Annotated in this window: 22 protein-coding genes; 7 read left to right on the top strand and 15 right to left on the bottom strand. The window is 56.4% G+C overall.

Going from position 1 to position 23,324, the window contains the following annotated elements; all coding sequences use genetic code 11:
• Window positions 1–93: 93 nt before the first annotated feature.
• The 7 genes from cmk to purU all read right to left on the bottom strand — a co-directional run bounded on the left by cmk (window position 94) and on the right by purU (window position 9,896).
• Complete coding sequence (gene cmk, locus C7H09_RS19535) at window positions 94–774, bottom strand: (d)CMP kinase (protein WP_106765728.1); 681 nt, start codon at window positions 772–774, stop codon at window positions 94–96.
• The gene (locus C7H09_RS19540; RefSeq protein WP_106765729.1) at window positions 771–2,999 is read right to left on the bottom strand and encodes a bifunctional prephenate dehydrogenase/3-phosphoshikimate 1-carboxyvinyltransferase; all 2,229 of its coding nucleotides are present in this window, start codon (window positions 2,997–2,999) and stop codon (window positions 771–773) included. The genes cmk and C7H09_RS19540 overlap by 4 nt, the downstream gene beginning before the upstream one ends.
• A 1-nt stretch (window position 3,000) precedes the next feature.
• A complete protein-coding gene (gene hisC / locus C7H09_RS19545) occupies window positions 3,001–4,125 on the bottom strand; it encodes a histidinol-phosphate transaminase (protein ID WP_106765730.1) in 1,125 nt (374 codons plus the stop codon).
• 38 nt (window positions 4,126–4,163) lie between these two features.
• Window positions 4,164–5,261 (bottom strand): prephenate dehydratase, encoded by a 1,098-nt coding sequence (gene pheA, locus C7H09_RS19550; protein ID WP_106765731.1) that lies wholly within the window; start codon window positions 5,259–5,261, stop codon window positions 4,164–4,166.
• Window positions 5,262–5,265: 4 nt separating this feature from the next.
• Window positions 5,266–6,348, bottom strand: a complete 1,083-nt coding sequence (serC, locus tag C7H09_RS19555) for a 3-phosphoserine/phosphohydroxythreonine transaminase (protein ID WP_106765732.1) — start codon at window positions 6,346–6,348, stop codon at window positions 5,266–5,268.
• Window positions 6,345–8,915 (bottom strand): DNA gyrase subunit A, encoded by a 2,571-nt coding sequence (gene gyrA, locus C7H09_RS19560; protein WP_106765733.1) that lies wholly within the window; start codon window positions 8,913–8,915, stop codon window positions 6,345–6,347. The genes serC and gyrA overlap by 4 nt, the downstream gene beginning before the upstream one ends.
• 126 nt (window positions 8,916–9,041) lie before the next feature.
• Window positions 9,042–9,896: a formyltetrahydrofolate deformylase gene (purU, locus tag C7H09_RS19565; protein WP_106765734.1), complete on the bottom strand. Its 855-nt coding sequence runs from the start codon at window positions 9,894–9,896 to the stop codon at window positions 9,042–9,044.
• Between the two features lie 142 nt (window positions 9,897–10,038).
• On the opposite strand from purU, the gene ggt reads away from it, so the two are divergent.
• Window positions 10,039–11,799, top strand: coding sequence for a gamma-glutamyltransferase (gene ggt / locus C7H09_RS19570; RefSeq protein ID WP_106765735.1), 1,761 nt, complete (start codon window positions 10,039–10,041; stop codon window positions 11,797–11,799).
• A gap of 16 nt (window positions 11,800–11,815) precedes the next feature.
• Here the strand turns inward: ggt and yghU are convergent, their stop codons facing one another.
• Window positions 11,816–12,688, bottom strand: coding sequence for a glutathione-dependent disulfide-bond oxidoreductase (gene yghU, locus C7H09_RS19575; protein ID WP_106765736.1), 873 nt, complete (start codon window positions 12,686–12,688; stop codon window positions 11,816–11,818).
• Window positions 12,689–12,964: 276 nt separating this feature from the next.
• Between yghU and C7H09_RS19580 the strand changes: the two genes are divergently transcribed.
• On the top strand, window positions 12,965–14,272 hold the full coding sequence (locus C7H09_RS19580) for a short-chain fatty acid transporter (RefSeq protein WP_106765737.1): 1,308 nt from the start codon (window positions 12,965–12,967) through the stop codon (window positions 14,270–14,272).
• A gap of 45 nt (window positions 14,273–14,317) precedes the next feature.
• On the opposite strand, the gene C7H09_RS19585 is transcribed toward C7H09_RS19580, so the two are convergent.
• The 6 genes from C7H09_RS19585 to C7H09_RS19610 all read right to left on the bottom strand — a co-directional run bounded on the left by C7H09_RS19585 (window position 14,318) and on the right by C7H09_RS19610 (window position 19,023).
• On the bottom strand, window positions 14,318–15,205 hold the full coding sequence (locus C7H09_RS19585) for a DMT family transporter (protein WP_106765738.1): 888 nt from the start codon (window positions 15,203–15,205) through the stop codon (window positions 14,318–14,320).
• Window positions 15,206–15,379: 174 nt separating this feature from the next.
• Window positions 15,380–16,582: a peptide-methionine (R)-S-oxide reductase MsrB gene (gene msrB, locus C7H09_RS19590; protein ID WP_106765739.1), complete on the bottom strand. Its 1,203-nt coding sequence runs from the start codon at window positions 16,580–16,582 to the stop codon at window positions 15,380–15,382.
• 97 nt (window positions 16,583–16,679) lie between these two features.
• On the bottom strand, window positions 16,680–17,342 hold the full coding sequence (locus tag C7H09_RS20465) for an ATP-binding response regulator (protein WP_106765740.1): 663 nt from the start codon (window positions 17,340–17,342) through the stop codon (window positions 16,680–16,682).
• 89 nt (window positions 17,343–17,431) lie between these two features.
• Window positions 17,432–17,833, bottom strand: coding sequence for a GFA family protein (locus C7H09_RS19600; RefSeq protein WP_106765741.1), 402 nt, complete (start codon window positions 17,831–17,833; stop codon window positions 17,432–17,434).
• Window positions 17,834–17,894: 61 nt separating this feature from the next.
• Window positions 17,895–18,347 (bottom strand): DUF899 family protein, encoded by a 453-nt coding sequence (locus C7H09_RS19605; RefSeq protein WP_206074367.1) that lies wholly within the window; start codon window positions 18,345–18,347, stop codon window positions 17,895–17,897.
• Between the two features lie 64 nt (window positions 18,348–18,411).
• On the bottom strand, window positions 18,412–19,023 hold the full coding sequence (locus C7H09_RS19610; protein WP_165794850.1) for a TetR/AcrR family transcriptional regulator: 612 nt from the start codon (window positions 19,021–19,023) through the stop codon (window positions 18,412–18,414).
• A 111-nt stretch (window positions 19,024–19,134) separates the two neighbouring features.
• Here C7H09_RS19610 and C7H09_RS19615 point away from each other — a divergent pair, with 111 nt between their 5' ends.
• From C7H09_RS19615 to vapC, 4 genes are all read left to right on the top strand, one after another.
• Window positions 19,135–20,265 (top strand): saccharopine dehydrogenase NADP-binding domain-containing protein, encoded by a 1,131-nt coding sequence (locus tag C7H09_RS19615; protein ID WP_106765743.1) that lies wholly within the window; start codon window positions 19,135–19,137, stop codon window positions 20,263–20,265.
• Between the two features lie 90 nt (window positions 20,266–20,355).
• A complete protein-coding gene (locus C7H09_RS19620; protein ID WP_420844208.1) occupies window positions 20,356–20,670 on the top strand; it encodes a tyrosine-type recombinase/integrase in 315 nt (104 codons plus the stop codon).
• Between the two features lie 249 nt (window positions 20,671–20,919).
• Window positions 20,920–21,114, top strand: coding sequence for a type II toxin-antitoxin system VapB family antitoxin (locus C7H09_RS19625; protein ID WP_106765744.1), 195 nt, complete (start codon window positions 20,920–20,922; stop codon window positions 21,112–21,114).
• Window positions 21,111–21,512, top strand: coding sequence for a type II toxin-antitoxin system VapC family toxin (vapC, locus tag C7H09_RS19630; RefSeq protein ID WP_106765745.1), 402 nt, complete (start codon window positions 21,111–21,113; stop codon window positions 21,510–21,512). Before C7H09_RS19625 ends, vapC begins: the two co-directional genes overlap by 4 nt.
• Before the next feature lie 72 nt (window positions 21,513–21,584).
• Here vapC and C7H09_RS19635 read toward each other — a convergent pair whose 3' ends face one another.
• A complete protein-coding gene (locus tag C7H09_RS19635; RefSeq protein WP_106765746.1) occupies window positions 21,585–22,106 on the bottom strand; it encodes a hypothetical protein in 522 nt (173 codons plus the stop codon).
• Between the two features lie 171 nt (window positions 22,107–22,277).
• Here C7H09_RS19635 and C7H09_RS19640 point away from each other — a divergent pair, with 171 nt between their 5' ends.
• The gene (locus C7H09_RS19640) at window positions 22,278–23,321 is read left to right on the top strand and encodes an IS110 family RNA-guided transposase (RefSeq protein ID WP_106765747.1); all 1,044 of its coding nucleotides are present in this window, start codon (window positions 22,278–22,280) and stop codon (window positions 23,319–23,321) included.
• Window positions 23,322–23,324 lie beyond the last annotated feature (3 nt).

The following is a 23,324-nucleotide window of genomic DNA, read 5'->3' on the forward strand; positions in this document are numbered from 1 at the left end:
GCCGCCAGCAACACGGTCTGTTAACGATGTCCGGAATCAGCCTGCGGCTGGCAAATAACGCTGCTCCGGCATTTCAACGGCGAAAAGGTGTAGTCAGGCCTGACCTGCTGCGGCCATACACCTGCCTAACACCTCTTCAATACTCAAACCCGTAGAATCAATGACTTGCGCATCATCCGCAGGTTTGAGAGGGGCAGCAGAACGGTTTATATCCCGCTCATCGCGCACCCGTATCTCGTCTAAAAGGGCAGCAATGTTAACATTGACACCCGCGTCCTTCAACTGATTGTAGCGTCGCTGGGCCCGCTCTTCGGCACTCGCCGTGAGGAAAATCTTGACCGGCGCATCGGGAAATACCACCGTACCCATGTCGCGGCCATCCGCCACCAACCCCGGCAACACCCGGAAATCCCGCTGGCGCTGCAGCAGCGCATCTCGCACGGCCTGGAGGACTGCGACCTTCGATGCGTTCTCACCGCAGGTTTCGGTACGAATTTCTGCGGTTACATCTTCACCTGCCAGAATCACCCGCGCCGGTTCACCCGGCGGCGTCGGCTCGAAAGATACGTCCAGCCCGGAAGCAACCAATACCAGGCCAGCCTCATTATCCAGTGCCACACCCTGCCGGGTCGCAGCCAACGCAGTCAATCGGTACAAGGCACCACTATCGAGCAGGTGCCAGCCCAGTCTACGGGCCAGCATTTGGGTAATCGTTCCCTTGCCCGAGCCTCCCGGTCCATCAACCGTGATGACCGGTGCCTTGCCTTCACTCATTCTTCACCGCCTTCCTGCTTGATCTTCATGCCGGTCTGCAGTGCCAGGTCAACAAAGCCAGGGAAAGACGTGGCCACATTGTTGCAGTTATTAATTCGAACCGGCCCAGACGCCCGCAATGACGCCACTGCGAACGACATGGAAATCCGGTGATCATCATGACTCTCAACTTCACCGCCGAGGATTTCCTGACCACCGTCGATGATGATACCGTCTGGCGTGACCGTGGTTTCTACGCCCAGGTTAGCCAGACCGTCAGCCATTACCTGGATACGATCACTTTCCTTTACCCGCAACTCTTCGGCACCCCGAAGCACCGTGCGACCCTCGGCGCAGGTCGCAGCAATAAACAGAACGGGGAACTCATCAATGGCCAGAGGCACCTGCTCTTCGGGGATATCGATACCCTTCAACCGGGCAGAGCGCACCCGCAGATCCGCCACTGGCTCGCCACCAATTTCTTTTTCGTTGGACACCTCAATGTTTGCGCCCATCTGCCGGAGAATATTGATAATACCGACGCGGGTCGGGTTCATGCCAACGTGACGCAAGGTCAGGTCGGAATTTTCCGCGATGGTTGCTGCCACCATGAAAAACGCCGCAGATGAAATGTCCGCAGGCACATCAATTTCACAGGCGGTCAGCTTGCCACCTCCGGTGACACTGGCCGTGGCTCCGTCACGGTGCACGTGATAGCCAAAGCCCTCGAGCATCCGCTCGGTGTGATCGCGGGTGGGCGCGGGTTCGGTTACCGACGTCACGCCCTCGGCATACAAGCCCGCCAGCAACAGGCAGGATTTTACCTGGGCACTGGCCACCGGCATTTCATAGTGAATACCGGTCAGAGGTTGCCCGCCACGGATTTTAAGCGGCGGGCGTCCGCCCTCTCCGGTTTCGATCACCGCCCCCATGGCACGCAGTGGGTCGGCTACCCGGCCCATGGGGCGCTTGGTCAGGCTGGCGTCACCGGTCAATTCGGAATCAAACTTCTGGGCCGCCAGCAAACCCGCAAACAAACGCATTCCGGTGCCGGAATTACCCAGGTAGATAGGCCCGCGGGGGGCGCTCAGGCCATTGATGCCTACGCCATGTATGCGGACAAAGCCGTTGTCTGGCCCTTCAATGGTAACGCCCATGTCCCGGAAGGCCTGCAACGTCGCGAGACTGTCCTCGCCCTCGAGAAAGCCTTTAACTTCCGTTACGCCATCAGCCAAGGCGCCCAGCATGATCGAGCGATGAGACATGGACTTGTCGCCTGGCACCCGGATGTCTCCGTTTACTGAACCGCCCGGCTGCATCTGAAATATAACCTGTTGTTTGCTGTTATTAGTCACGTACGCCTGCCCTGAAAGCATCTTTGAAAAATGTTCCCGCGCCGCCTTGGCGCGACTGAATACCTTAAGCAAAGTGGCACCGTCGCCGCTGGCAATCGCCGAGCGCAACTCGCCTAGATCCCGGGTAAAGTGATCGATGACCCGAAGCACCGCATCCCGGTTGGTAAGAAAAATGTCGTGCCACATCACCGGGTCGCTGGCGGCAATACGGGTGAAATCCCGGAAGCCACCTGCGGCATAGCGGAAGATGTCCATATTCTCATCTTCCCCCGCCAGGGTGTCTACCAGTGAAAAGGCAATAAGGTGGGGAAGATGGCTGGTGGCAGCCAGCACCTCATCGTGATAGGCCACCGACATGGTAAGCACTCGGGCGCCGGTGCCCTCCCAAAGCCGGGTGAGTTGTGCAACGGCAGCCGGGTCTGCATTCTCTAAAGGGGTCAGAATGACTTTGTGATTAGCGAAAAGATCCGGATTGGCCGCCCGAATGCCGCTGCGCTCGGAGCCGGCGATGGGGTGCCCGGGAATCACCCGGGGCGGCAGCTCGCCGAAAACGGCCTGGACATCGGCAATGAAACTGGATTTGGTGCTGCCCACATCGGTAAGCAGAGCATCCGGCGCAAGCCAGGGTTTTACCTGCTCCAGCACCGTGCGAGTGGCCCGAACCGGCACCGCCAAAACCACCAGGTCGCTGCCGGATACCGCCTGCTCAAGACTGGCTGGCACGTCATCCAGCACGCCAAGCTCCGCCCCCAGAGCAAGCTCATCAGCCCGGGCATCGAAACCAGTTACGATTTCCGCCAGGCCCTGGCGGCGAATGGCACTGGCCAGGGAACCACCAATCAAGCCCAGGCCAACAATGCAGACCCGACGGAACAAAGTCTGCTCCGACACCTCAGGCCCCCTGCCCGGCAGAGGTCAAAGCTTCCGCCAGTGCTGCCAGGAAACGCTCATTCTCGTCAGGCAAACCCACCGATACCCGCAAATGCTGCGGCATACCATAACCGGCTACCGGCCGCACAATCACCCCCCGGGCCAGCAAAGCCTGATAGATCGCTTGCGCGGCATCCCCTACCTCAACCGCAATAAAATTGCCGAAGGAAGGTATGTAGGGCAACGCCATCCGTTCAAAGCCCTCGGCCAACTGGCGCAGGCCAGCAGCGTTCACTTCACGGGCCTTGACCAGGTACGCTTCGTCTTCCAAAACAGCCGTGGCGGCGGCAAGCGCAACTGTATCCACATTGAACGGCTGGCGCACCCGGTTAAGAATATCGGCAATGGCGGGCGAGCTGATGCTGTAACCCACCCGCAATGCCGCCAGCCCCCAGGCTTTGGAGAAGGTCCGGCACACAATCAGGTTTGGATAACGGTTCAGTAGCGCCACACCGTCCGGGTACTCATCACCAACCAGGTATTCACAGTAGGCCTCATCCAACACCACAATTACATTTGCCGGAATTTTGTCGAGAAAAGCCTCAATAGCAGCGGCCGTGTGTACTGTACCTGTGGGATTGTTGGGGTTGGCAACAAACACCAGGCGTGTGCGCTCTGTGACCGCTTCTGCCATGGCATCGAGGTCGTGACCCCAGTCTTTTGCAGGCACCGAAACACCCTTGGCGCCAATAGCCTGCGTGACTATCGGGTACACTGCAAAGGCATACTGGGAGAACACAACTTCACTCTGCTCACTGGCAAAGCACCGGGCAATAACTTCCAGGGTGTCGTTGGAACCATTACCCAGAGTAATCTGATTCATGGCCACGCCAAACCGGGCCGCCAGCGCCTGCTTCAGGTCAAAGCCGTTACCATCGGGGTAAAGGCACATTTCCTCCAGCGCTTTACGGGCAGCCGCCATAGCCTTGTCACTGGGCCCCAAGGGGTTTTCGTTACTGGCGAGTTTGACAATCTCCGCAGGGTTTAGCCCCAGCTCTCGCGCCAGCTCATCAATGGGTTTGCCCGGCTGATACGGAGACAGAGCCTGAACACCTTTCACCGCAAGACTCTGGTAATCCACTGCCATGTAACACTCCTCTGAATCGGGTTTCGCTGTCCGACGATTTAAAGCACACCAAGAGGGTAAGAACCCAAACGCTTGAGCTCCACCGCTTCATCATCGATCTCTGCCAGCACTTTGGCAGCCTGGGCGTCGTCCATGTGGCCTTCAAAATCGATGTAGAACACATAAGCCCAAGTACCACTGGGCGACGGCCGGGTTTCAATACGGGTCAAACTGATACCGTGGCGATGGAAGGGTTCCAGCAGCTGGTACAGCGCCCCCGGCTTGTTGCGCATGGACACCAGGATCGACGATTTGTCGTGGCCGCTTGGCGTCACATCTTCCCGACCAATAATCAGGAACCGGGTGGTGTTGTCGGGCCGGTCTTCAATGCAATTGGCCAACTGTTCCAGACCATACAGCTCCGCTGCCATATCACCGGCAATCGCCGCAGTACCCGGCTCTTCGGCCGCCCGGCGTGCGGCTTCGGCGTTACTGGAAACAGTAATCCGCTCGATGCCGTAGCGGTGAGCGTCGAGCCATTGGCGGCACTGGGCAAATGACTGCTGATGGGAGTAGATGCGGGTAATCTCCACATCTTTGTGTTTGGGCGACACCAGCAGGTGGTGGTGGATTCGCAGTTGCACTTCACCACAGATTTTCAGCGGCGAGGACATGAACATATCCAGGGTGTGGTTGATCATGCCTTCGGTGGAGTTCTCTACCGGCACCACACCGTAATGGGCCGCGCCGGATTCCACTTCGCGGAACACCGCGTCGATGGCAGGCAGCGGTACGCTGACCACGGAATGACCGAAATGCTTGAGTGCCGCCGCCTGGGTAAAGGTGCCGACCGGCCCCAGGAAAGCAATGTGCATAGGCTTTTCGAGCGCCAGACACGCCGACATAATCTCCCGGAACAAACGGGCCATTTCTTCACCGGGCAGCGGGCCGGGGTTCTCTTCCTTAATCCGCCTCAGCACCTGAGCTTCCCGCTCGGGACGGTAGAAAAAGACATCCTGGCCAGGGTTGGCGGCCATTTTCACACGAGCCACTTCCTGGGCGCATTTGGCGCGGGCACTGATCAGCTCCATGATCTGCTGATCCAGCTTGTCGATTTCGTCCCGAAGCTCGCCCAATCGTGTCTTTTCGTCGGTCATGCTCTCAGCCCCGCTCCTTCGCAAATTCCGCCATGTAACCAATCAACGCATCAACGCCTGCTTCAGGCATGGCATTGTAGATGCTGGCCCGCATACCACCGACAGATCGATGCCCTTGCAGATTCAACAGACCCCGGGCATCAGCGCCCTTGAGGAAGTCGCCATTGAGCGCGTCGTCCGCCAGGGTGAAAGGCACGTTCATCCAGGAGCGGAAGCGCGGGTCGATGGGGTTGGCGTAGAAGTCATTACCATCGATAAAGTCGTACAGCTTACGTGCCTTGCGGGCATTGATTTCGGCCATCGCCTGCACACCACCCTGCTCTTTCAACCACTCAAATACCAGGCCCGCCAGGTACCAGGAATAGGTAGCAGGCGTGTTGTACATGGAGCCATTCTCGGCGATCACCTGGTAATTCATCATGGTGGGTGTTTCTTTCCGCGCCTTACCGAGCAGATCTTTGCGGATGATCACCACCACCAGGCCCGAGGGGCCAATGTTTTTCTGGGCACCGGCGTAGATCAGGCCAAACCGGGAAACATCCAGCGGGCGTGACAGCATGGTGGAGGACATGTCTGCCACCAGAGGCACACCACCACTCTCGGGAATAAAGTCATACTCCAGCCCGCCGATGGTCTCGTTCGGGGTGTAGTGCAGGTAGGCCGCATCGGCGCTGGTGTTCCAGGCGGCCTGATCCGGAATCGTGGAAAATCCACTGTCTTCAGAGCTGGCCACTACGTTTACGCTGCCATAGCGCTTGGCTTCGGCAATGGCTTTCTTCGACCAGACACCGGTGTTCACATAATCCGCCGATGCCTTGTCGCCCAGCAGGTTCAGCGGGATGGTAGAGAACTGACTGGAAGCTCCACCCTGCATGAACAGTACGGCGTAATCATCTGAAATTCCGGCCAATTCACGCAGATCTTTTTCCGCTTTATCGGCAATGGCAACAAACTCGTCACTGCGGTGACTCATTTCCATCACCGACATACCGGTACCACGCCAGTCGAGCATCTCGCTCTGAGCCTGCTTCAGCACAGCCTCCGGCAGGGTTGCCGGACCAGCACAGAAATTGAACGCCCTGCTCATTCTTCAGTTTCCTCGCCTTCGACGTCGTCATCTTCATCGGATTCTGCAATCCGCTCGACACCCACCAGACGCTCGTCCTCCTGGGCCAGGCGAATCAACCGAACACCCTGGGTATTCCGGCTCAGCACAGATACTTCATCGGTACGGGTACGTACCAGAGTGCCCTTGTCGGAAATCAACATCATCTCATCGCCGTCAAACAATTGCAGCGCGGTGACCAGATTGCCGTTACGCTCAGAGCACTGCATGGCAATAACACCCTGACTGCCACGGCTGTAGGCCGGGAACTCGTCAATGGCAGTGCGCTTACCGTAACCATGCTCACTGGCGGTCAGAATCACCCCGCCTTCTTGCGGAATGATCAGCGACACCACATGGAAGCCTTCCGGCACCTTGATACCACGCACACCGCGCGCTGTCCGGCTCATCGGCCGCACCTGATCTTCTGCAAAGCGTACCGCTTTACCGGCACTGGAGAACAGCATGACTTCGGCACTGCCGTCGGTGATGGCAGCACCTATCAGGGTATCGCCTTCGTCCAGGTTCAGGGCAATCAGACCGCTACTACGCGGGCGGGAGAAGTTCGGCAGCGGCGTCTTCTTGACCACACCGGCCGAAGTGGCCATCAGCACAAACTGATCTTCCGGGTAATCCCGCACCGGCAGGAAGGTGGTAATACGCTCACCTTCGTCCAGCGGCAGAATATTGACCATCGGGCGGCCGCGGCTGCCACGGCTGCCACGGGGAATCTCGAACACCCGCAACCAGTACACCTTGCCCCGGTTGGAGAAGCACAGAATGGTGTCGTGGGAGTTGGCCACCAGCAGCTTCTCGACGAAGTCCTCGTCTTTCATGGCGGTTGCCGCCTTACCCCGGCCACCACGGCGCTGAGCCTGGTAGTCTTCGACCGCCTGGGTCTTGGCATAACCGCTGTGAGAAATGGTCACCACCAGGTCTTCTTCATCAATCAGATCGGCAACGGTGAGATCACGGCGGGAGCTGGTGATCTCAGTGCGGCGCTCATCGCCATACTGGCTGACAATCTCGTTCAACTCATCGCGAATCACCTGCATCAGGCGCTCGGGGTCGCCAAGGATATCGAGCAGGTCTGCGATCTTCTCAAGAATTTCCTTGTATTCGTTCTGCAGCTTCTCGGTTTCCAGGCCGGTCAGGCGATGCAGGCGCAGATCCAGAATCGCCTGAGCCTGCTCTGGCGAGAGATGGTACAGGCCATCCCGCAAACCGTAGATTTCTGGCAGATCGTCCGGGCGGCAGGCGTCTTCGCCCGCGCGCTCCAGCATGGCCATTACGCCACCGGGCGACCAGCCTTTGTCGATCAGCTTTTCTTTGGCTTCAGCGGCAGACGGTGACTGCTTGATCAGCTCAATAATTTCATCAATGTTGGCCAGTGCAACCGTCAGGCCTTCCAGAATGTGGCCGCGCTCACGGGCTTTACGCAATTCATAAATAGTGCGGCGAGTGACAACTTCACGGCGATGACGCACGAAGGCATCGAGCATTTCTTTCAGGTTCAGCGTCTTGGGTTCGCCGTTGATCAGCGCGACCATGTTGATACCGAACACCGTTTCCAGCTGGGTGTGGGCAAACAGGTTATTGATCACAACATCGGCGTTCTCGCCACGGCGCAACTCAATAACAACCCGGATACCTTCCTTGTTGGACTCGTCCCGTAGCCCGGAAATCCCTTCAAGGCGCTTCTCTTTCACCAGTTCCGCAATCTTCTCGATCAGCTTGGCTTTGTTCAGCTGATAAGGCAGTTCGGTGATGATGATGGATTCGCGACCGGACTTCTTGTCCTGTTCGATTTCATGACGGGCGCGGATGTAGATGCGCCCACGGCCGGTGCGATAGGCTTCAACAATGCCCGCACGGCCATTGATGATGCCCTCGGTCGGGAAGTCTGGGCCAGGTATGAATTCCATCAACTCATCGACACCCAGTTCCGGGTTATCGATCAGTGCCAGGCAACCATTCACAACCTCGGTAAGGTTGTGCGGCGGAATGTTAGTGGCCATACCCACCGCAATGCCCGATGAGCCGTTCACCAACAGGTTGGGGACCCGGGTTGGCAAGACTTCCGGAATGCGCTCGGTGCCGTCGTAGTTGTCAACGAAATCGACGGTTTCCTTGTCCAGATCGGCCAGCAACGAGTGGGCGATCTTTTCCATACGGATTTCCGTATAACGCATAGCAGCCGCGTTATCGCCGTCGATCGAGCCGAAGTTACCCTGACCATCGACCAACGGATATCGAAGGGAGAAAGGCTGGGCCATACGAACGATAGTGTCGTAGACCGCAAAGTCGCCGTGCGGGTGGTATTTACCAATAACATCGCCCACCACACGGGCAGATTTCTTGTACGCCTTATTCCAGTCGTTCCCCAGCTCGGACATGGCGAACAGCACCCGACGGTGAACCGGCTTCAGGCCGTCCCTTACGTCTGGCAGAGCCCGACCAACGATAACGCTCATGGCGTAATCGAGGTAGGACTGCTTGAGTTCGTCTTCAATGTTGACCGGCAGGATCTCTTTGGCTAACTCACCCATCGAGAAAGGTTCCTTTGCGTTATCTGGACGTCATTCCGGGGCCATATCCGGGCCCGGTCTTTGTTCTTCAACAAACCGTCAAGCATACCACAGACACGCCCTGCGCGGGGCCTCTGTGGCGGGCTATTAATCAAACACGACGGTCTTGTTTTCGTAGGTAATCACCCGGTCTTCAATGTGCGAGCGCAATCCCCGCGCCAACACATTCTTCTCCACATCTTTACCCAGGCGCACCATATCCTCGATGGAATCGCTGTGACTGATGCGGATTACGTCCTGCTCGATAATCGGGCCCTCGTCGAGATCCTGGGTAACGTAATGGCAGGTCGCTCCAATCAGCTTTACACCGCGGCTGTAGGCCTGATGATAAGGCCGGGCGCCAGCAAACGACGGCAGGAAGCTGTGATGGATGTTGATCACTTTACCGGAATATTTGGCGCACAAATCCGCGGGCAGGATTTGCATATAACGGGCCAGCACCACCACATCAACCTCGTACTGCTGGAACAGCTCGTCAATATGGGCGAAGGCCTCGGCTTTGTTTTCCTTGCTCACCGGTACGTGGTGATACGGAATTTCGTGCCACTCCACCATCCGGCGCAGGTCGTCATGGTTTGACACCACAGCTACAATTTCAGCGTTGATCTCTTTGCTGTGCCAGCGATGCAACAGATCTGCCAGGCAGTGGGATTCCTTGCTGCACATCAGGATGACGCGCTTGGGCTGGGCGGAGTCGGCGATATGCCAGTTCATGTTGAACTCACGGGCAATCGGTTCGAACGCGGCACGGAACTGATCCAGACCGAACGGAATGGACTCTGCCTTGATCTCGTGGCGCATGAAAAACCAGCCAGTCTGGCTATCGGAATGATGGCTCGCCTCGGTAATCCAGCCATTGTAGGTGGACAGAAAATTACTCACCTTGGCGACGATTCCAGTCCGATCCGGACAGGAAATGACAAGACGATAGGTATGCTCCATGAAGCCTTTCCTTAACAGTAAAACGGGAAAGCGGTTGCGACGGGGAACCACAAACCGGAGGTCTGCGGTGAAGATCGGCACGCACCGGAAAAAAGACGAGCTATTATAGCTTATCTGACAGCCAGAAACGAGGAATCCGAACATGGACAGAGTGACACACAGCATCTCATGGAAAAACGGTTACAGACGATTCTGGAGCCTGACAGTCGGCTTCATCATCTACCTACTGATTGGCACTGCACCGGCCAGCGCCCAGGCCATCCTGGAGGGCGAACGCTTTCATCCGGCGCCGGGTACTCAGGGCATGGTCTCCACCAGTCACACCCTGGCCACCGAGGTTGCGCTCAAGGTATTGGAAGACGGCGGCAATGCAATAGACGCCGCCGTCACTGCGGGCTTTGCCCTGGCGGTAACCCAGCCCCGATCGGGCAACATCGGCGGTGGTGGCTTTTTGCTGTACTCACCGGGCGACGGCAAAGCGCCGGAAGCCATTGATTACCGCGAAACCGCGCCTGCCGCCGCCACCGAGACCATGTTCCAGGACAGCGACGGCAATGCGGTGAGTGAACGCAGTCGGTTCAGCCACCTGGCAGCTGGCGTACCGGGTACGGTGGCCGGACTTGCTCTGGCTTTGGAGCGGCACGGCACCATCAGCCTGCCGCAGGCCCTGGCACCGGCGATCCGGCTGGCGAAAGATGGCTTTGTGGTTCCTCATCGCTTCACCGAAGGCCTGACCCAGGCCAAAGACCGCCTGCAACGCTGGCCTGCCAGCAGGGCCACTTTCTACAAGAAGGACGGCTCTGCCCCTCAGCCGGGTGAAGTCTTCCGCCAACCCGAGCTGGCGACGACCCTCCAACGCATATCCGACCAGGGCGTGAAAGGCTTTTACGAAGGCGAAACTGCCCGCCTGATTGTCGAAGAAATGAAACGGGGTGAGGGTCTGATCACCCTTGAGGATCTGAAAAACTACCAGCCTGCCATCCGCCAGCCGGTGAAAGGAACCTATCGGGGCCACGAAATTTTCTCGATGTCACCGCCCTCCTCCGGTGGCATTCACATCGTGCAGATCCTGAACATTCTGGAAGCCTATCCGATCAGGGACTGGGGCCACAATTCCGCCAAAACCATCCATCACATGGCGGAAGCCATGAAACTGGCCTACGCCGACCGCTCCAAGTACCTGGGCGACACGGACTTCGTTGAGGTTCCGCTGGCAGGCCTGACCAGTAAAGGTTATGCCGAAGCGCTCCGGAAAGGCATTAATGCAGACAAGGCCCGCCCAGCAACCGAAATCGCCCCGGGCCAGCCTACGCCCTGGGAAAGCCCGGAAACCACCCACTTTTCCGTGGTCGACCGCTGGGGCAATGCGGTTTCCAACACCTACACCATCAACTTCAGTTATGGCTCTGGTATTACCGTGGCCGGTGCCGGGTTTCTGCTCAACAATGAGATGGACGACTTCAGCGCCAAGCCCGGGGTGCCGAACGCTTATGGCCTGATTGGCGGCGATGCCAACAAGGTGGAGCCTGGCAAACGCATGCTCAGCTCCATGTCGCCCACCATTGTCCGTAAAGACGGTAAAAACTTTCTGGTCACCGGCAGCCCCGGCGGCTCACGCATCATCACCACCACCTTACAGGTTCTGATGAACGTGATTGACCACAACATGAACATTCAGACCGCGGTGAGCGTGCCTCGCATTCACCATCAATGGCTGCCGGATGCCATTCGCGTGGAACAGGGCATCAGCCCGGACACCCTTGAATTGCTTGAGGCCAAAGGCCACACCATCGAAACTAAATCGGCCATGGGCGCCATCCAGAGCATCCTTATTGATGCTGATGGCACCCTGTATGGCGGCGCCGACCCCAGGCGCAGCACCTCTTCGGCCAAAGGTTTATGACGGATGCCAGGCAGCTCTAGGAATTGCCCTCAAGCTTATCCTGAGTGCGCAGCTCGAAGTCGCTGGCGCTGTGCCGCTCGTGCAACTGGGAAGCCAGATCTCCCCAGGCCTTGTTCACCATCCGGCCACGTTTGACCGCCGAGCGCTGGGCCACTTCATCGGTCCAGCGCACCACATTGGTGTAGGTGTGAGCCTCCAGAAACTCCGCAGCCTCATACACCATGTTCTTCACCAGGGCGCCGTACCAGGGCCATATGGCCATATCGGCGATGGTGTACTCATCACCGGCAATATAGCGGTTCTCCGCCAACTGGCGATCCAGCACATCCAGCTGACGCTTTACTTCCATTGCGTAGCGGTTGATGGGGTACTCGTATTTCTCCGGTGCGTAGGCGTAAAAATGCCCAAATCCGCCACCCAGAAAAGGCGCGCTGCCCATTTGCCAGAACAGCCAGTTCATGGTTTCTGTGCGCTTGGCCAGGTCCTTTGGCAGAAACGTGCCAAACTTCTCCGCCAGGTACACCAGAATTGACCCCGACTCGAACACCCGAACGGCCGGGTTTTCGCTGCGATCAAGCAGAGCCGGAATCTTGGAGTTCGGATTCACGCCCACAAAACCGCTGCCAAACTGGTCACCTTCATTGATACGAATCAGCCAGGCATCGTACTCGGCTTCCTTGATGCCCTGCTCCAGAAGCTCCTCAAACATAATCGTCGCTTTCACGCCATTGGGCGTGGCCAGCGAATACAGCTGGAACGGATGCTCACCCACTGGGAGCTCTTTGTCATGGGTCGGCCCAGCAATCGGGCGATTGATGTTGGCAAACTGCCCGCCATTACCCGGGTCCCATTTCCAGACTTTGGGTGGCGTGTAGGTGGGATCACTCATCAAACAATCTCCCTGTGGTATCGAATGGATGGTGGCACGACTTTACCTGAATCTATTGGATTTGTAGCCCTGCCCGTTTCGAACGCGACGCAGCAGCCGCCACTGCCCATGCATCGCGCATCCGGAAACCCGGACACTGGCGTCCGGTTTCCGGGACAGAAAAATCAAAAAAAACACTTAAATATCAGATAAATAAGCTAGACTTTACAAGAAAGATATGCATTAACTATATATTGTTATACCCATGCAGTCCGAAAAATAATAAAGGAGTACACCATGTTAGATCGCGCTTCCAAACCGCTGGTTAGCCTGGTAGACAAATACCTGCCAGATGCCTATCTGTTTGTGATCATTCTGACGTTGATTGCCTTTGCGGCGGCCATGATATTTGAAGGCCACGGTCCGATGGCGGTCATCGAGATGTGGGGCAACAGTTTCTGGAACCTGCTGACCTTCTCGATGCAAATGCTACTGGTTCTGGTAACCGGGTTCATGATGGCCAGCACACCACTGGTTCGGGGATTGCTCAACCGCATTGCCGGGCTGGCGAGTACGCCTGGTCAGGCCATTGTACTGGTCACGTTTGTGGCTCTGATCGCCAGTTGGATTAACTGGGGCTTTGGCCTGGTGGTCGGTGCCCTGTTCGCCAAAGCGCTAGCCCGCCAGATCCGGGTACACTACCCGCTGCTGATCGCCAGTGCCTATTCCGGCTTCATTGTCTGGCACGGTGGCCTTGCCGGTTCCATTCCGCTAACCATCGCCACAGAGGGCCACTTTACCGCAGACCGGATCGGCATTATCGATACCGGTGAAACCATCGTCGCGTTCTTCAACCTGGCCATCGTAGTCGCCCTGTTTATTATCGTGCCGCTAGTGAATCGCCTGATGCTGCCCAGCGAGAACGACAGCGTTTACGCCGACCCCAAAGTGTTAGATGACGAGCCTGACACCGAAGTTGTCATCAATCGCCCGGCGGATCACCTGGAGAACAGCCGTACCCTGGCGTGGCTGATTGGCTTCAGCGGGCTGGCGTTTATCTTCCAGTACTTTATCAATGGTGGCGGCCTGAACCTGAACATTGTGAACTTCATGTTCCTGTTCATCGCCGTCATCCTGCACCAGACGCCCAAACGCCTGCTGACCAGCCTGAACGAAGGCGTGAAAGGCGGTGCCGGTATCGTGATTCAGTTTCCGTTCTATGCGGGCATTATGGGGGTGATGACAGCGTCTGGCCTGGCCGCCAGCATTTCATCCGGCTTCGTGTCGATCGCCAGCGCCGAGAGCCTGCCCTTCTGGAGCTTCCTGAGTGCGGGGCTGGTAAATATTTTTGTTCCGTCCGGTGGCGGCCAGTGGGCAGTGCAGGCGCCGGTTATGCTGCCTGCCGCTATGGAACTGGGTGCGGATATTCCTCGTGTGGCCATGGCCGTTGCCTGGGGTGATGCCTGGACCAACCTGCTGCAGCCATTCTGGGCGCTGCCAGTGCTGGCCATCGCCGGGCTCAAGGCAAAAGACATTATGGGCTACTGCCTGATGCTGCTGATCATTACCGGCGCAGTCATCAGTATCGGCCTGACCTGGCTCTAACGCCACGTCTGGCGACAAGTACCGGAGCGCCCAGCCGCTCCGGCACTAACACTGCTTTCGCCTCTCAGCCAGAATATTCATGCCATTGCCAACAAGAATCAGCGCCGCCCCTGCCACAAGGAAACCATCCAGCTGCTCGCCGTAAAGCAGATAACCCACCAGCGCAATGAACGGTAACCTGAGGAAATCCAGCGGCACCACCACCGTTGCGTCTGCCAGCAACAACGCCCGCACCATGCAATAGTGGGCCGTGAGCCCGGTCATGCCGATAATCGCCAGCCATGGCCAGTGTTCCGGCTGGGGCGTTGTCCAGTCGAACAGTGCAGGAACCAGCCCCAACGGTAGCTGAACAAGCATCATGTAGAACAGAATACACAATGGCGAATCGACACCCGTCAGCTTCTTGGTGAGCGTGTGCGACAGCGCGTAGGCAATGGCGCCAAGCAACATCACCAGAGACGCCGGATGAAGCGCCGACCAACCCGGGCGAACAATCACCAGTATGCCAATAACGCCCAGCAGCACAGCCAGTCGCCTGCTGGTCGAAATACGCTCACCCAGTAGCAAAGCCGCAAACATCATGGTCCACAGCGGCACAGTAAACTCAATGGCGAACACCGCCGCCAACGGAATAAACCCGATGGCAAAAAACCATCCAAACTGACCACCAAAGTGCACCAGATTGCGCGCCAGGTGCAGTTTCAGGTTGTCGGAACGGATCTTTTTCCAGCCATACCGGGTGAGCAATGCCGAGATCACGAGCAATCCGATGGCACTGCGTATAGTCAGCAGCTGAAAGGTGCCAATATCTTCAGACAGTTCGCGAACGGCCACCGCCATGGCCGAAAACGAAAACAGCGAACCAACCATCCAGAGCGCCGCCACAACCATCGGTGGGCGGGCCCTGGGGCGAGCCAGATAATCTGCAGACATTACGAAACGACCGGTTGACGAAGTGCTAACAGCTTCCGCAACGCCAGAACACTCCAGGTGGCCAGTACCGACCCAAGGATGAGCGTACCACCAACCACATTGAAAGCTTGAGGAACACCACCGCGGCAATGCCCACAAGCATTGGCCAGCCCGATAGCGCGTTTTCCTGCAACATTACCTAGCCAGCGCCACCTTATCAATCCATTCACCGTAACCGGCCGCTGCCATCTCCTCCAGCGGGATAAACTTCATCGCGGCGGAGTTCATGCAGTAACGCAACCCTGTGGGTGCTGGGCCGTCGTTAAAGACATGCCCCAGATGGGAATCCGCATGGATGCTGCGAATTTCCGTGCGAGTCATGAAGAAGGAGCGGTCTTCGTGCTCTGCCACCGCATTCGAGGCAATCGGCCGGGTAAAGCTTGGCCAGCCGGTGCCGGATTTGTACTTGTCCCTTGAGGAAAACAGCGGCTCGCCGGAGACCACATCCACATACAACCCCGGCCGTTTGTTATCCCAGTACTCGTTGTTGAACGCGCGCTCGGTGGCGTCTTCCTGAGTCACTTCGTATTGCAGATCGGTCAGGCGCTGCTTCAGCACCTCTTTGCCAGGCTTCTCAAACGTAGCGGGATTAAAACCCTGGCCGGACTGCACCTGATCCGATACAGCCTTTTCGCGGGCCGCATCACCATCAGCCGCATCCGGAACATAAGGGGAGAAATCCAGCTCGTAGTCCTCGCCATACACCTTCTCGATAAACTGGTAGCGACCCGAGTTAAAGGTATAGAACTTGTAGCGCACCGGATTCTTCTTGTAATAATCCTGATGGTAGTCTTCCGCCGGGTAGAAGGTTTTCAACTTCTCGATCGGAATAAGTACCGGATTGCCATAGACCCCCGAGGCCTCCAGCGCCTGTTTGGCGGCTTCTGCCAGCTGCTTTTGCTCGGCATTGTGATAAAAAATACCCGGCCGATACTGCTTGCCCCGGTCGACAAACTGGCCGTTAATATCGGTGGGATTCATCATCCGCCACAGGCCTGCCAGCAAGCCTTCGTAGCTGATTTTTTCCGGATCGTAGTACACCTGAACGGCTTCGGTATGGCCGGTGCGCCCCCCCGAAACCTGCTGATAGGTGGGGTAAGCTTCATCACCGCCGGTGTAGCCGGAAACCGCTTCCACCACCCCGGGGATCTTCTCGTAACCCGCTTCCACGCACCAGAAACAGCCACCGGCAAAGGTAGCCACCGCCAGGTTCGGATCGTCCGGCGCGTACTGACTGAGCTCGCGCTCACTCTTTTCCGCCGACACTTGTGCGGTAAACAATCCAGCAACCGACACCAGTGCCAGGACAGAAAACAAGCCCGCAACTTTAAGTTTCATTTGAGTTCTCCTTACTTGATTCCATAGCAACACGTTACCGCCAAGGAATCACGAAAACGTTCAGCGAATATCACAATTCTATAACGCTCAAGAGAACCTACGCTTCCGAACCCCGGTGCAGACCAGCCAGGGGCAACCAAACCGAAAACACCGCGCCATCGGCATTACTGACCGAAAGCGCGCCAGACTGAAGGGCAACCAGGCGATGGGCAATGGCCAGTCCCAACCCGACATGGCCCATACGCGAGGCATCAGCGGCCTGATAAAACTCACGGGCGGTGAGATCCACCTCCTGCCCGGCAACAAACACGCGCCGCCGAACCGGATCAATCCGCAGACCGTCCACCTCGATTTCCTGAATGTCTCCCGTTGGTTCAGCACTTTGTGCCAAGGCATCCACCCGCCGGAACAAGGCTTTAATTCTCGCTGGCAGTTCCGCTACGCTGAACGGCTTGGTGAGGTAATCGTCTGCGCCCATTTCAAGCCCCAACACCCGATCCAGTTCTGTGCTTTTCGCAGTCAGCATCAGCACCGGCACATACCCCGAACCAGCACGGATTTCCCGGCATACCGACAGGCCATCCAACCCCGGCAGCATCAGATCCAGCACCACCAGGTCAATACCACCCTGGCGGAATCGGCTCAGGCCCGTATCGCCCCGGGCTTCCAACACCGCCTGCATCCCCAGGTCGGCAACCTGCATCTGCACCAGTTCAGCAATGCCAGGATTATCTTCGATAATCAGAACCTTTCGGGTCATTCGTATACCAGGTTTTCAATTTGCCTGTCGCTGTCCATCTCTAACTCCCTTCTGCTTACGCGTAAAAACCACTGAACGGAAACCAACCGTTACTCCGGAAGCCCTTTGAAGGCTGGCACCTCCCCCAGCCGGTCATCCCAGACTGCCTTGCTTGCTGAAAAAAGATGCGCTGTTGGCAACATACTTATTTCAGTGTCCAGAGACCCAGCAGGCACAACAAGCAAGCCAGCAATCTGGGTGCCGGGCAAGGCTGAACCGCACCGCTTACAAAAACTTTTGTTGTGGCGGGTACCGGGTAGCGTAAAGGATGACACCGATTCAGTGCCAGCAAGCCAGGTTAGCTTGGCGGACTTTGAGAATAGATTAGCCGCATGAGCGGAACCTGTGTCTTTTTGACAATGCCGACAATGGCACAGGTAGAAACTGTCGAACCCACCGTCTATCTCAAACCGTACGGTACCGCACAAACAAGAACCAACATAATCAGACATGAGAATTCCTTCAATACATCGCTCGTTAACCGCCAGCCCCGTTTAAAGCCAGCGCCTGGCTTCAGCTATTATGCGCAGTAACTGTCCGACAACCTGCGCTTGTTATGTGTGCATGCGGAATCTCAAACATCGTACTCGTCGTGGCGGCGATTCCATATATACGGCTCAGTCTGCGGCCATCCTTCCGGAGAATCTTCCCTGTTTTCTTGTCGACCAAAGGGGTCAAGTCTAAGTATGCCCAGAGACTGCCGAGATATTCGACTCCACGTGCGCCAGTATAGTAGGTGCGATAAATGTCATTTCCATCGCGAATAAAAACGCTAACACCGTGCTTTTCGCCTTTGTCGGTTGTTGCACCAAAATCGAAATTAAAGTCGCTCTCGTACGACGAATACCATGGAATAGGTGTAGTCCAGCCCATCCGCGACCTGTACTGCTCAAGCTTTTCCCTTGGTGCTCGAGACACTAGAACCAACGACGTATCGCAAGCCTGCAAATGGGCTGGATGGGGCATAGCATCTACAGCGCATGAGCCTTGCGACAAGTTCCTGACGGGCGCGCTTCCCTACCTGTAGCGGTCAAGAAGTCTCGGGTATTATTGGGGAGGCGGCCCCCAAGGCCAGTGTATAGACAGCTTGGATGATATCGTCATCAAACCCTTGACCCACGCCTGAGAATTTTCTGCGTTCCCCTCTAAACAGCGACACCCCTTCCAGTAACGACATAACCAGCAACGCACGCTTTTTGAGTATATCGGATTCCAGTTGCGGCGCCTCCATGGCTATGGCTGTTGCAAGGGCATCCCGGTAGGCAATGTAATAGTTAGACATGACAGAGTAGGCTTCAGGGTCACGCCCAGCTATTGCCCATAACTCCCAGAACATTCGACAACTACGCGGAGATTGCTGATCTGCCAGGATGAAGCGGATGAGAGGTGTTAGACCGCCTCTCTGAGCTGGCTCCTCAAGCTCCATTGCGGCTGCTTCAAGAGCATGATGGAACAGCTCCTCCAAAAGTGACTCTCGGGTGGGGAAGTAGTACTGCACATTAGACAGCCGGATGCCCAGCCTTGCAGCGATACTCCGCGTATAAAACCCCGCGTAACCCTCTTCCTCGAGAATACTCCCCGCAGCTTCTAGTATTTCTTCACGACGTTTGCGCCCCTTCGGGCTTAGGGGGGGGGGACTCATCTGACTATTCGCGACCATGGCCTCTACTCGGTGAAGAAACACATTGAAAGATTAGGTCAGAATACCTAATATCAAACTTCAATTGGTCGATCGACCTAAAAGGAGAATGCCATGCCTAATTCAATTTTGCTAGCCGGAGGGTACGGCATTGTCGGCACACAACTCGCCGTTATGCTCAGCCAGCGTCACCCGAATTATCGTCTGATCATCGGTGGTCGTGCTTTGGAGCGTGCGCAGACGCTAGCCAGCACCCTACCGAATGCCTCGGCAATAACGCTGAACACAGACGATTCGGATCCACTCGCAAATGTGCAAGAAACGCCACATTTGGTGGTGTCGCTGACAAATGACTCTCGCGATCAATTGCTTTCGTCCTGTTTGCGCCGAAATATTCCCTATCTCGACATTACGCGCTGGACGGAGCGGGTACGCCATGCCGTGGCCATGTTGCCCGCACTGCAGTCAACGTCTTCCCTATCCTCACCTGTGGTTTTTGCTTCGTCCTGGATGGCGGCAGTGGCGGCCACTCTGGCGCGTGGAGCCAGTATGGGTATGGTGACCGACTCCATCACTATTGATGTGCTCTATGGTATGAACGATAAAGCGGGGCCCAATTCGACAGAGTACATGGATCGACTGGAGTTACCCTTCGAAGTAATGGAAGGGGGGCTGCGTAAACAGAAAAAGTCATTCACCGATGGACGCCTGGCACACTTCCAGGAGTTAGGAGATGTTGCCGTTTACCGCTTCGACGCTCCAGACCAACTGACGTTGCCCGCAATAACTGGTGCTAATTCAGTCTCCACCCGCATTGCGTTTAGCAGCGTGATGGCAACCAGGTTACTGAGAATGCTGATTCGCACTGGAATCTGGCAAGCCATAAGCGGTGACCAGTTCACATTTTTGCGCCGCGCGATACTCTATAACCCCGGAACTGGAGATCACCATCGCATAGCAATAGAAGTTGTCGGACGAGAGAGCGACAGCAGTGACGCTTACAGACGAATGGAGATTGACGACCCAGAAGGACAGACACACTTAACCGCCGTAGGGGCGCTGATTCAGGTGGATCGAATTCTGGGCCTTAACGGACACATCGCGGCCCGCGCTGGTGCTCAGTATGCCGAAGCGGAGACAGATCCGGCATTGTTGCGCTCCACACTCGAAGAGTTTGGTGTGACCGTTTGGGATTTTCACTCCAGACCGGACGGGTATCGTCGCCAGCCAAGGCCTTTGCACTAACCCAACCAAAATGAAGAAGGCTAGGAGTATGTTCCCATCGTCAAGCCGCCCAAGGTTCAGACCCTGCAGGATGTACTCTCCCTGGATGAGATCGCGCGCCTGATCAGCCACACCCGCAAACTCAGCTACCAGGTCTACACCACCTACAGCCTGGGACTGCGGCTGAGCGAATCCCTGAGCCTGACCATCGCCGATGTCAACAGTCACCTGATGCGCGTCCACGTGCGCTGCGGCAAAGGCAAAAAGGATCGGTTCGTGCCTTTACCTCTGATGACGCTCAAGGCCTTACGACGTTACTGGGCCACACACCGTCATCCAGAAGGAGGAGGCAAAGCACTTTATAACACCACGACCAGGGCCACCGACTGTCGGCCTCACCGACGGCCCCGGGTAACTCCGGCCTGACAAAAGGGGCCGCCCAAAGCCAGGGCCAAAGCACCTCTGAGTTCTCCGCCGCTATTTCCTTAATAATGAAGCACCGGGCTCGTCCAACACCGGATCAGGTCGCGGCGGCACGCGACCTATCGCCTGGCTCACGCGCCGATTTGGAGCCACGAAGCGGCGGAAAACCGGTCGCTGTGCAGCCGATTGTTATGTCCTCTCTGAGGTGCTAAATTGTGTATAGAAATCGAACTCCATACACATAGGTGCATCATGAGAACTAATATCGTCATTGACGACCAGTTAATGGCCGAAGCCCTCAAAGCTTCTGGCTACGAAACAAAAAAAGAGGCGGTTGAGCAAGGCCTGAAGTTGCTAGTTCAGCTTAGCAAACAGCAGGAGATTCGAAAGCTGCGTGGCAAGATCAAGTGGGAAGGCGATCTAAATGAAATGCGGAGTGCCGAATGATCTTGGTGGATACCAGCGTCTGGATCGACTATTTCAATGGGGCTGAAAACTCGCACACTGATCTGCTAGACAGCTCGATAGTTCAAGGTTTAGTTGCTATCGGCGACCTCATCTTTCTGGAAATCCTGCAAGGCATCCGCGACGACAAACAATATCGCCAAACCAGGCAAAGCCTGCTAGCACTGGATCAGCACGAAATGTTTGGCAAAGAAATGGCAGCAAAGTGCGCCGAAAACTACCGTGCGCTACGTAAAAAAGGCATCACTATCAGAAAAACCGCCGACGTGATAATTGCTACGTTCTGCATAGAAAAACGGCTACCTCTGCTGTTTTTAGATCGCGACTTTCTCCCTTTTGTCGATCACCTTGGACTTGAGCCTGCCCTGCCAAAAACATAACGCCTGCAGCATGAGCGCCTGCGGAATGGCGCCAAAGGCGCAATGTAGTAGGCGTCGCCGTGCCTGCACTGGTTATGGGCGGTCGCTTCCATAATCTCCCAACGATCCAGAGTGGAGTTCAGCCAAACTCGATGCGACTTCTGAGCCGAAATCCCGAAGAAGCTCCGTTATTCCCCACCCAAGGTCAGGATCTATCGAATATATCTCTACGGAGTACAGCAGCCGATTGTGGTCATCTAACTGATTGAAATTTACCTCATCTACGATGACTCTGAAATACACTTTGGTTGGTGGGCCCTTCTCCGCACGGAGAACCAGGCAGGAGAACCCTTTCTTTCGCTTCCTAATATCCAGAACATCATCAAAACAGTCGGTGTACTTCGTCAAAAATCGGTTCTCAACCAGAAAAGCGTGGATTCGGCCTAGAGCTAAAACATAATTTTTTTCGTCGGCCTGAAATTGCCGCTGATAGCGCTGCTCAAGAGCTTTTGGAGGCTCCCCATTTTCACCTACCTCCTGATCGGCATGCGGGTAGTCCCCCGAACACCCGACAAGGCAGGCGAGAGATACAAGAACAGAAAAGCGGATATTCAATAGGCCTCCTTACCCATAACGCTGCCAGCATGCGCGCCTTTGTAGTGGAGGCGAAGCCGCAACGAAAAAGGCGTCGCCGTGCCTGGCCTTGATACTGATTGAGCCTTCTCCCCAGCCCAGCGGTTACCCGCTAAGCTGGAAGGCGACCAAGCACTACAAGGGAGAAGACTCATGAACTTTTACCATAGCACTCACCGTCACTATTGTGGAATCGACCTGCACGCCCGCAGCCTGTACGTTTGCATCCTCGACCAGCAAGGCGAGGTGCTGTTGCACAAAGAGATCAAGGCCCGACCGGAACCGCTACTGGCACTACTCGAACCCTTTCGAGATGACCTTGTGGTCGGTGTTGAATGCATGCACTGCTGGTACTGGATCTCGGATCTGTGTGAAGAACACGGCATCCACTTTATCCTGGGCCACGCCCTGTATATGAAGGCCATTCACGGCGGTAAAACCAAGAATGACCGCATCGATTCCTTCAAAATCGCCATGCTCATGAAGGGCGGCAACTTCCCGCTGGCCTACGTGTATCCCAAGGAGATGCGAGCAACCCGGGACTTGCTTCGCAGACGCACCCGCATCGTCCAGCACGGGGCCATGCTCAAGGCCCATGTGGTGAATACCACCAGCCAATACAACCTGCCGCCCAATAAGGTAAATCTAAAGAACGTCGGGGCCCGGGAGCAAGTCCGGGCGACGTTTGCCGACCGGGATGTCCAACACAACATCGATCTCGACCTGGCCATCATCGAGTGCTATCACCGGGAACTCAGCAAGCTGGAAGAACACCTCGAACGGCAGGCCAAGCAACACGACCCTACCTCCCTGAGTGTCTTGCGAACCATTCCTGGCGTAGGCCGCATTCTAGCCCTGACAATGCTCTACGAAATCGGCGACATCCAGCGATTTGAGACGGTGCAGAAATTTGCTTCTTACGCCCGGCTCATCAAGTGCAAAGCCGAGTCTGCTGGCAAAGTCTACGGCACTCAGGGCAACAAGATCGGCAACGCCCACCTGAAGTGGGCCTTCTCAGAAGCAGCGGTGCTGTACCTGCGGGGCAATGACAAAGCACAGCGCTACCTGCAGAAACTCCAGAAACGCATGAACAAACCCAAGGCGCTGTCCGCGCTGGCCCACAAGCTCGGCCGGGCCGCCTACTTCATGCTCAAGCATCAGAGGGTGTTCGATGAACAACGATTCCTAAAGGGTTAGTCA

Source organism: Marinobacter fuscus, from assembly GCF_003007675.1.
Classification (GTDB): domain Bacteria; phylum Pseudomonadota; class Gammaproteobacteria; order Pseudomonadales; family Oleiphilaceae; genus Marinobacter; species Marinobacter fuscus.

Excerpts from the sequence above, each read along its gene's own strand:
- cmk (WP_106765728.1), bottom strand. The coding sequence starts at position 774 with ATGAGTGAAGGCAAGGCACCGGTCATCACGGTTGATGGACCGGGAGGC.
- hisC (WP_106765730.1), bottom strand. The coding sequence starts at position 4,125 with ATGGCAGTGGATTACCAGAGTCTTGCGGTGAAAGGTGTTCAGGCTCTG.
- pheA (WP_106765731.1), bottom strand. The coding sequence starts at position 5,261 with ATGACCGACGAAAAGACACGATTGGGCGAGCTTCGGGACGAAATCGAC.
- serC (WP_106765732.1), bottom strand. The coding sequence starts at position 6,348 with ATGAGCAGGGCGTTCAATTTCTGTGCTGGTCCGGCAACCCTGCCGGAG.
- gyrA (WP_106765733.1), bottom strand. The coding sequence starts at position 8,915 with ATGGGTGAGTTAGCCAAAGAGATCCTGCCGGTCAACATTGAAGACGAA.
- purU (WP_106765734.1), bottom strand. The coding sequence starts at position 9,896 with ATGGAGCATACCTATCGTCTTGTCATTTCCTGTCCGGATCGGACTGGA.
- ggt (WP_106765735.1), top strand. The coding sequence starts at position 10,039 with ATGGACAGAGTGACACACAGCATCTCATGGAAAAACGGTTACAGACGA.
- yghU (WP_106765736.1), bottom strand. The coding sequence starts at position 12,688 with ATGAGTGATCCCACCTACACGCCACCCAAAGTCTGGAAATGGGACCCG.
- C7H09_RS19580 (WP_106765737.1), top strand. The coding sequence starts at position 12,965 with ATGTTAGATCGCGCTTCCAAACCGCTGGTTAGCCTGGTAGACAAATAC.
- C7H09_RS19585 (WP_106765738.1), bottom strand. The coding sequence starts at position 15,205 with ATGTCTGCAGATTATCTGGCTCGCCCCAGGGCCCGCCCACCGATGGTT.
- msrB (WP_106765739.1), bottom strand. The coding sequence starts at position 16,582 with ATGAAACTTAAAGTTGCGGGCTTGTTTTCTGTCCTGGCACTGGTGTCG.
- C7H09_RS20465 (WP_106765740.1), bottom strand. The coding sequence starts at position 17,342 with ATGACCCGAAAGGTTCTGATTATCGAAGATAATCCTGGCATTGCTGAA.
- C7H09_RS19600 (WP_106765741.1), bottom strand. The coding sequence starts at position 17,833 with ATGTCTGATTATGTTGGTTCTTGTTTGTGCGGTACCGTACGGTTTGAG.
- C7H09_RS19605 (WP_206074367.1), bottom strand. The coding sequence starts at position 18,347 with ATGCCCCATCCAGCCCATTTGCAGGCTTGCGATACGTCGTTGGTTCTA.
- C7H09_RS19610 (WP_165794850.1), bottom strand. The coding sequence starts at position 19,023 with ATGAGTCCCCCCCCCCTAAGCCCGAAGGGGCGCAAACGTCGTGAAGAA.
- C7H09_RS19615 (WP_106765743.1), top strand. The coding sequence starts at position 19,135 with ATGCCTAATTCAATTTTGCTAGCCGGAGGGTACGGCATTGTCGGCACA.
- C7H09_RS19625 (WP_106765744.1), top strand. The coding sequence starts at position 20,920 with ATGAGAACTAATATCGTCATTGACGACCAGTTAATGGCCGAAGCCCTC.
- vapC (WP_106765745.1), top strand. The coding sequence starts at position 21,111 with ATGATCTTGGTGGATACCAGCGTCTGGATCGACTATTTCAATGGGGCT.
- C7H09_RS19640 (WP_106765747.1), top strand. The coding sequence starts at position 22,278 with ATGAACTTTTACCATAGCACTCACCGTCACTATTGTGGAATCGACCTG.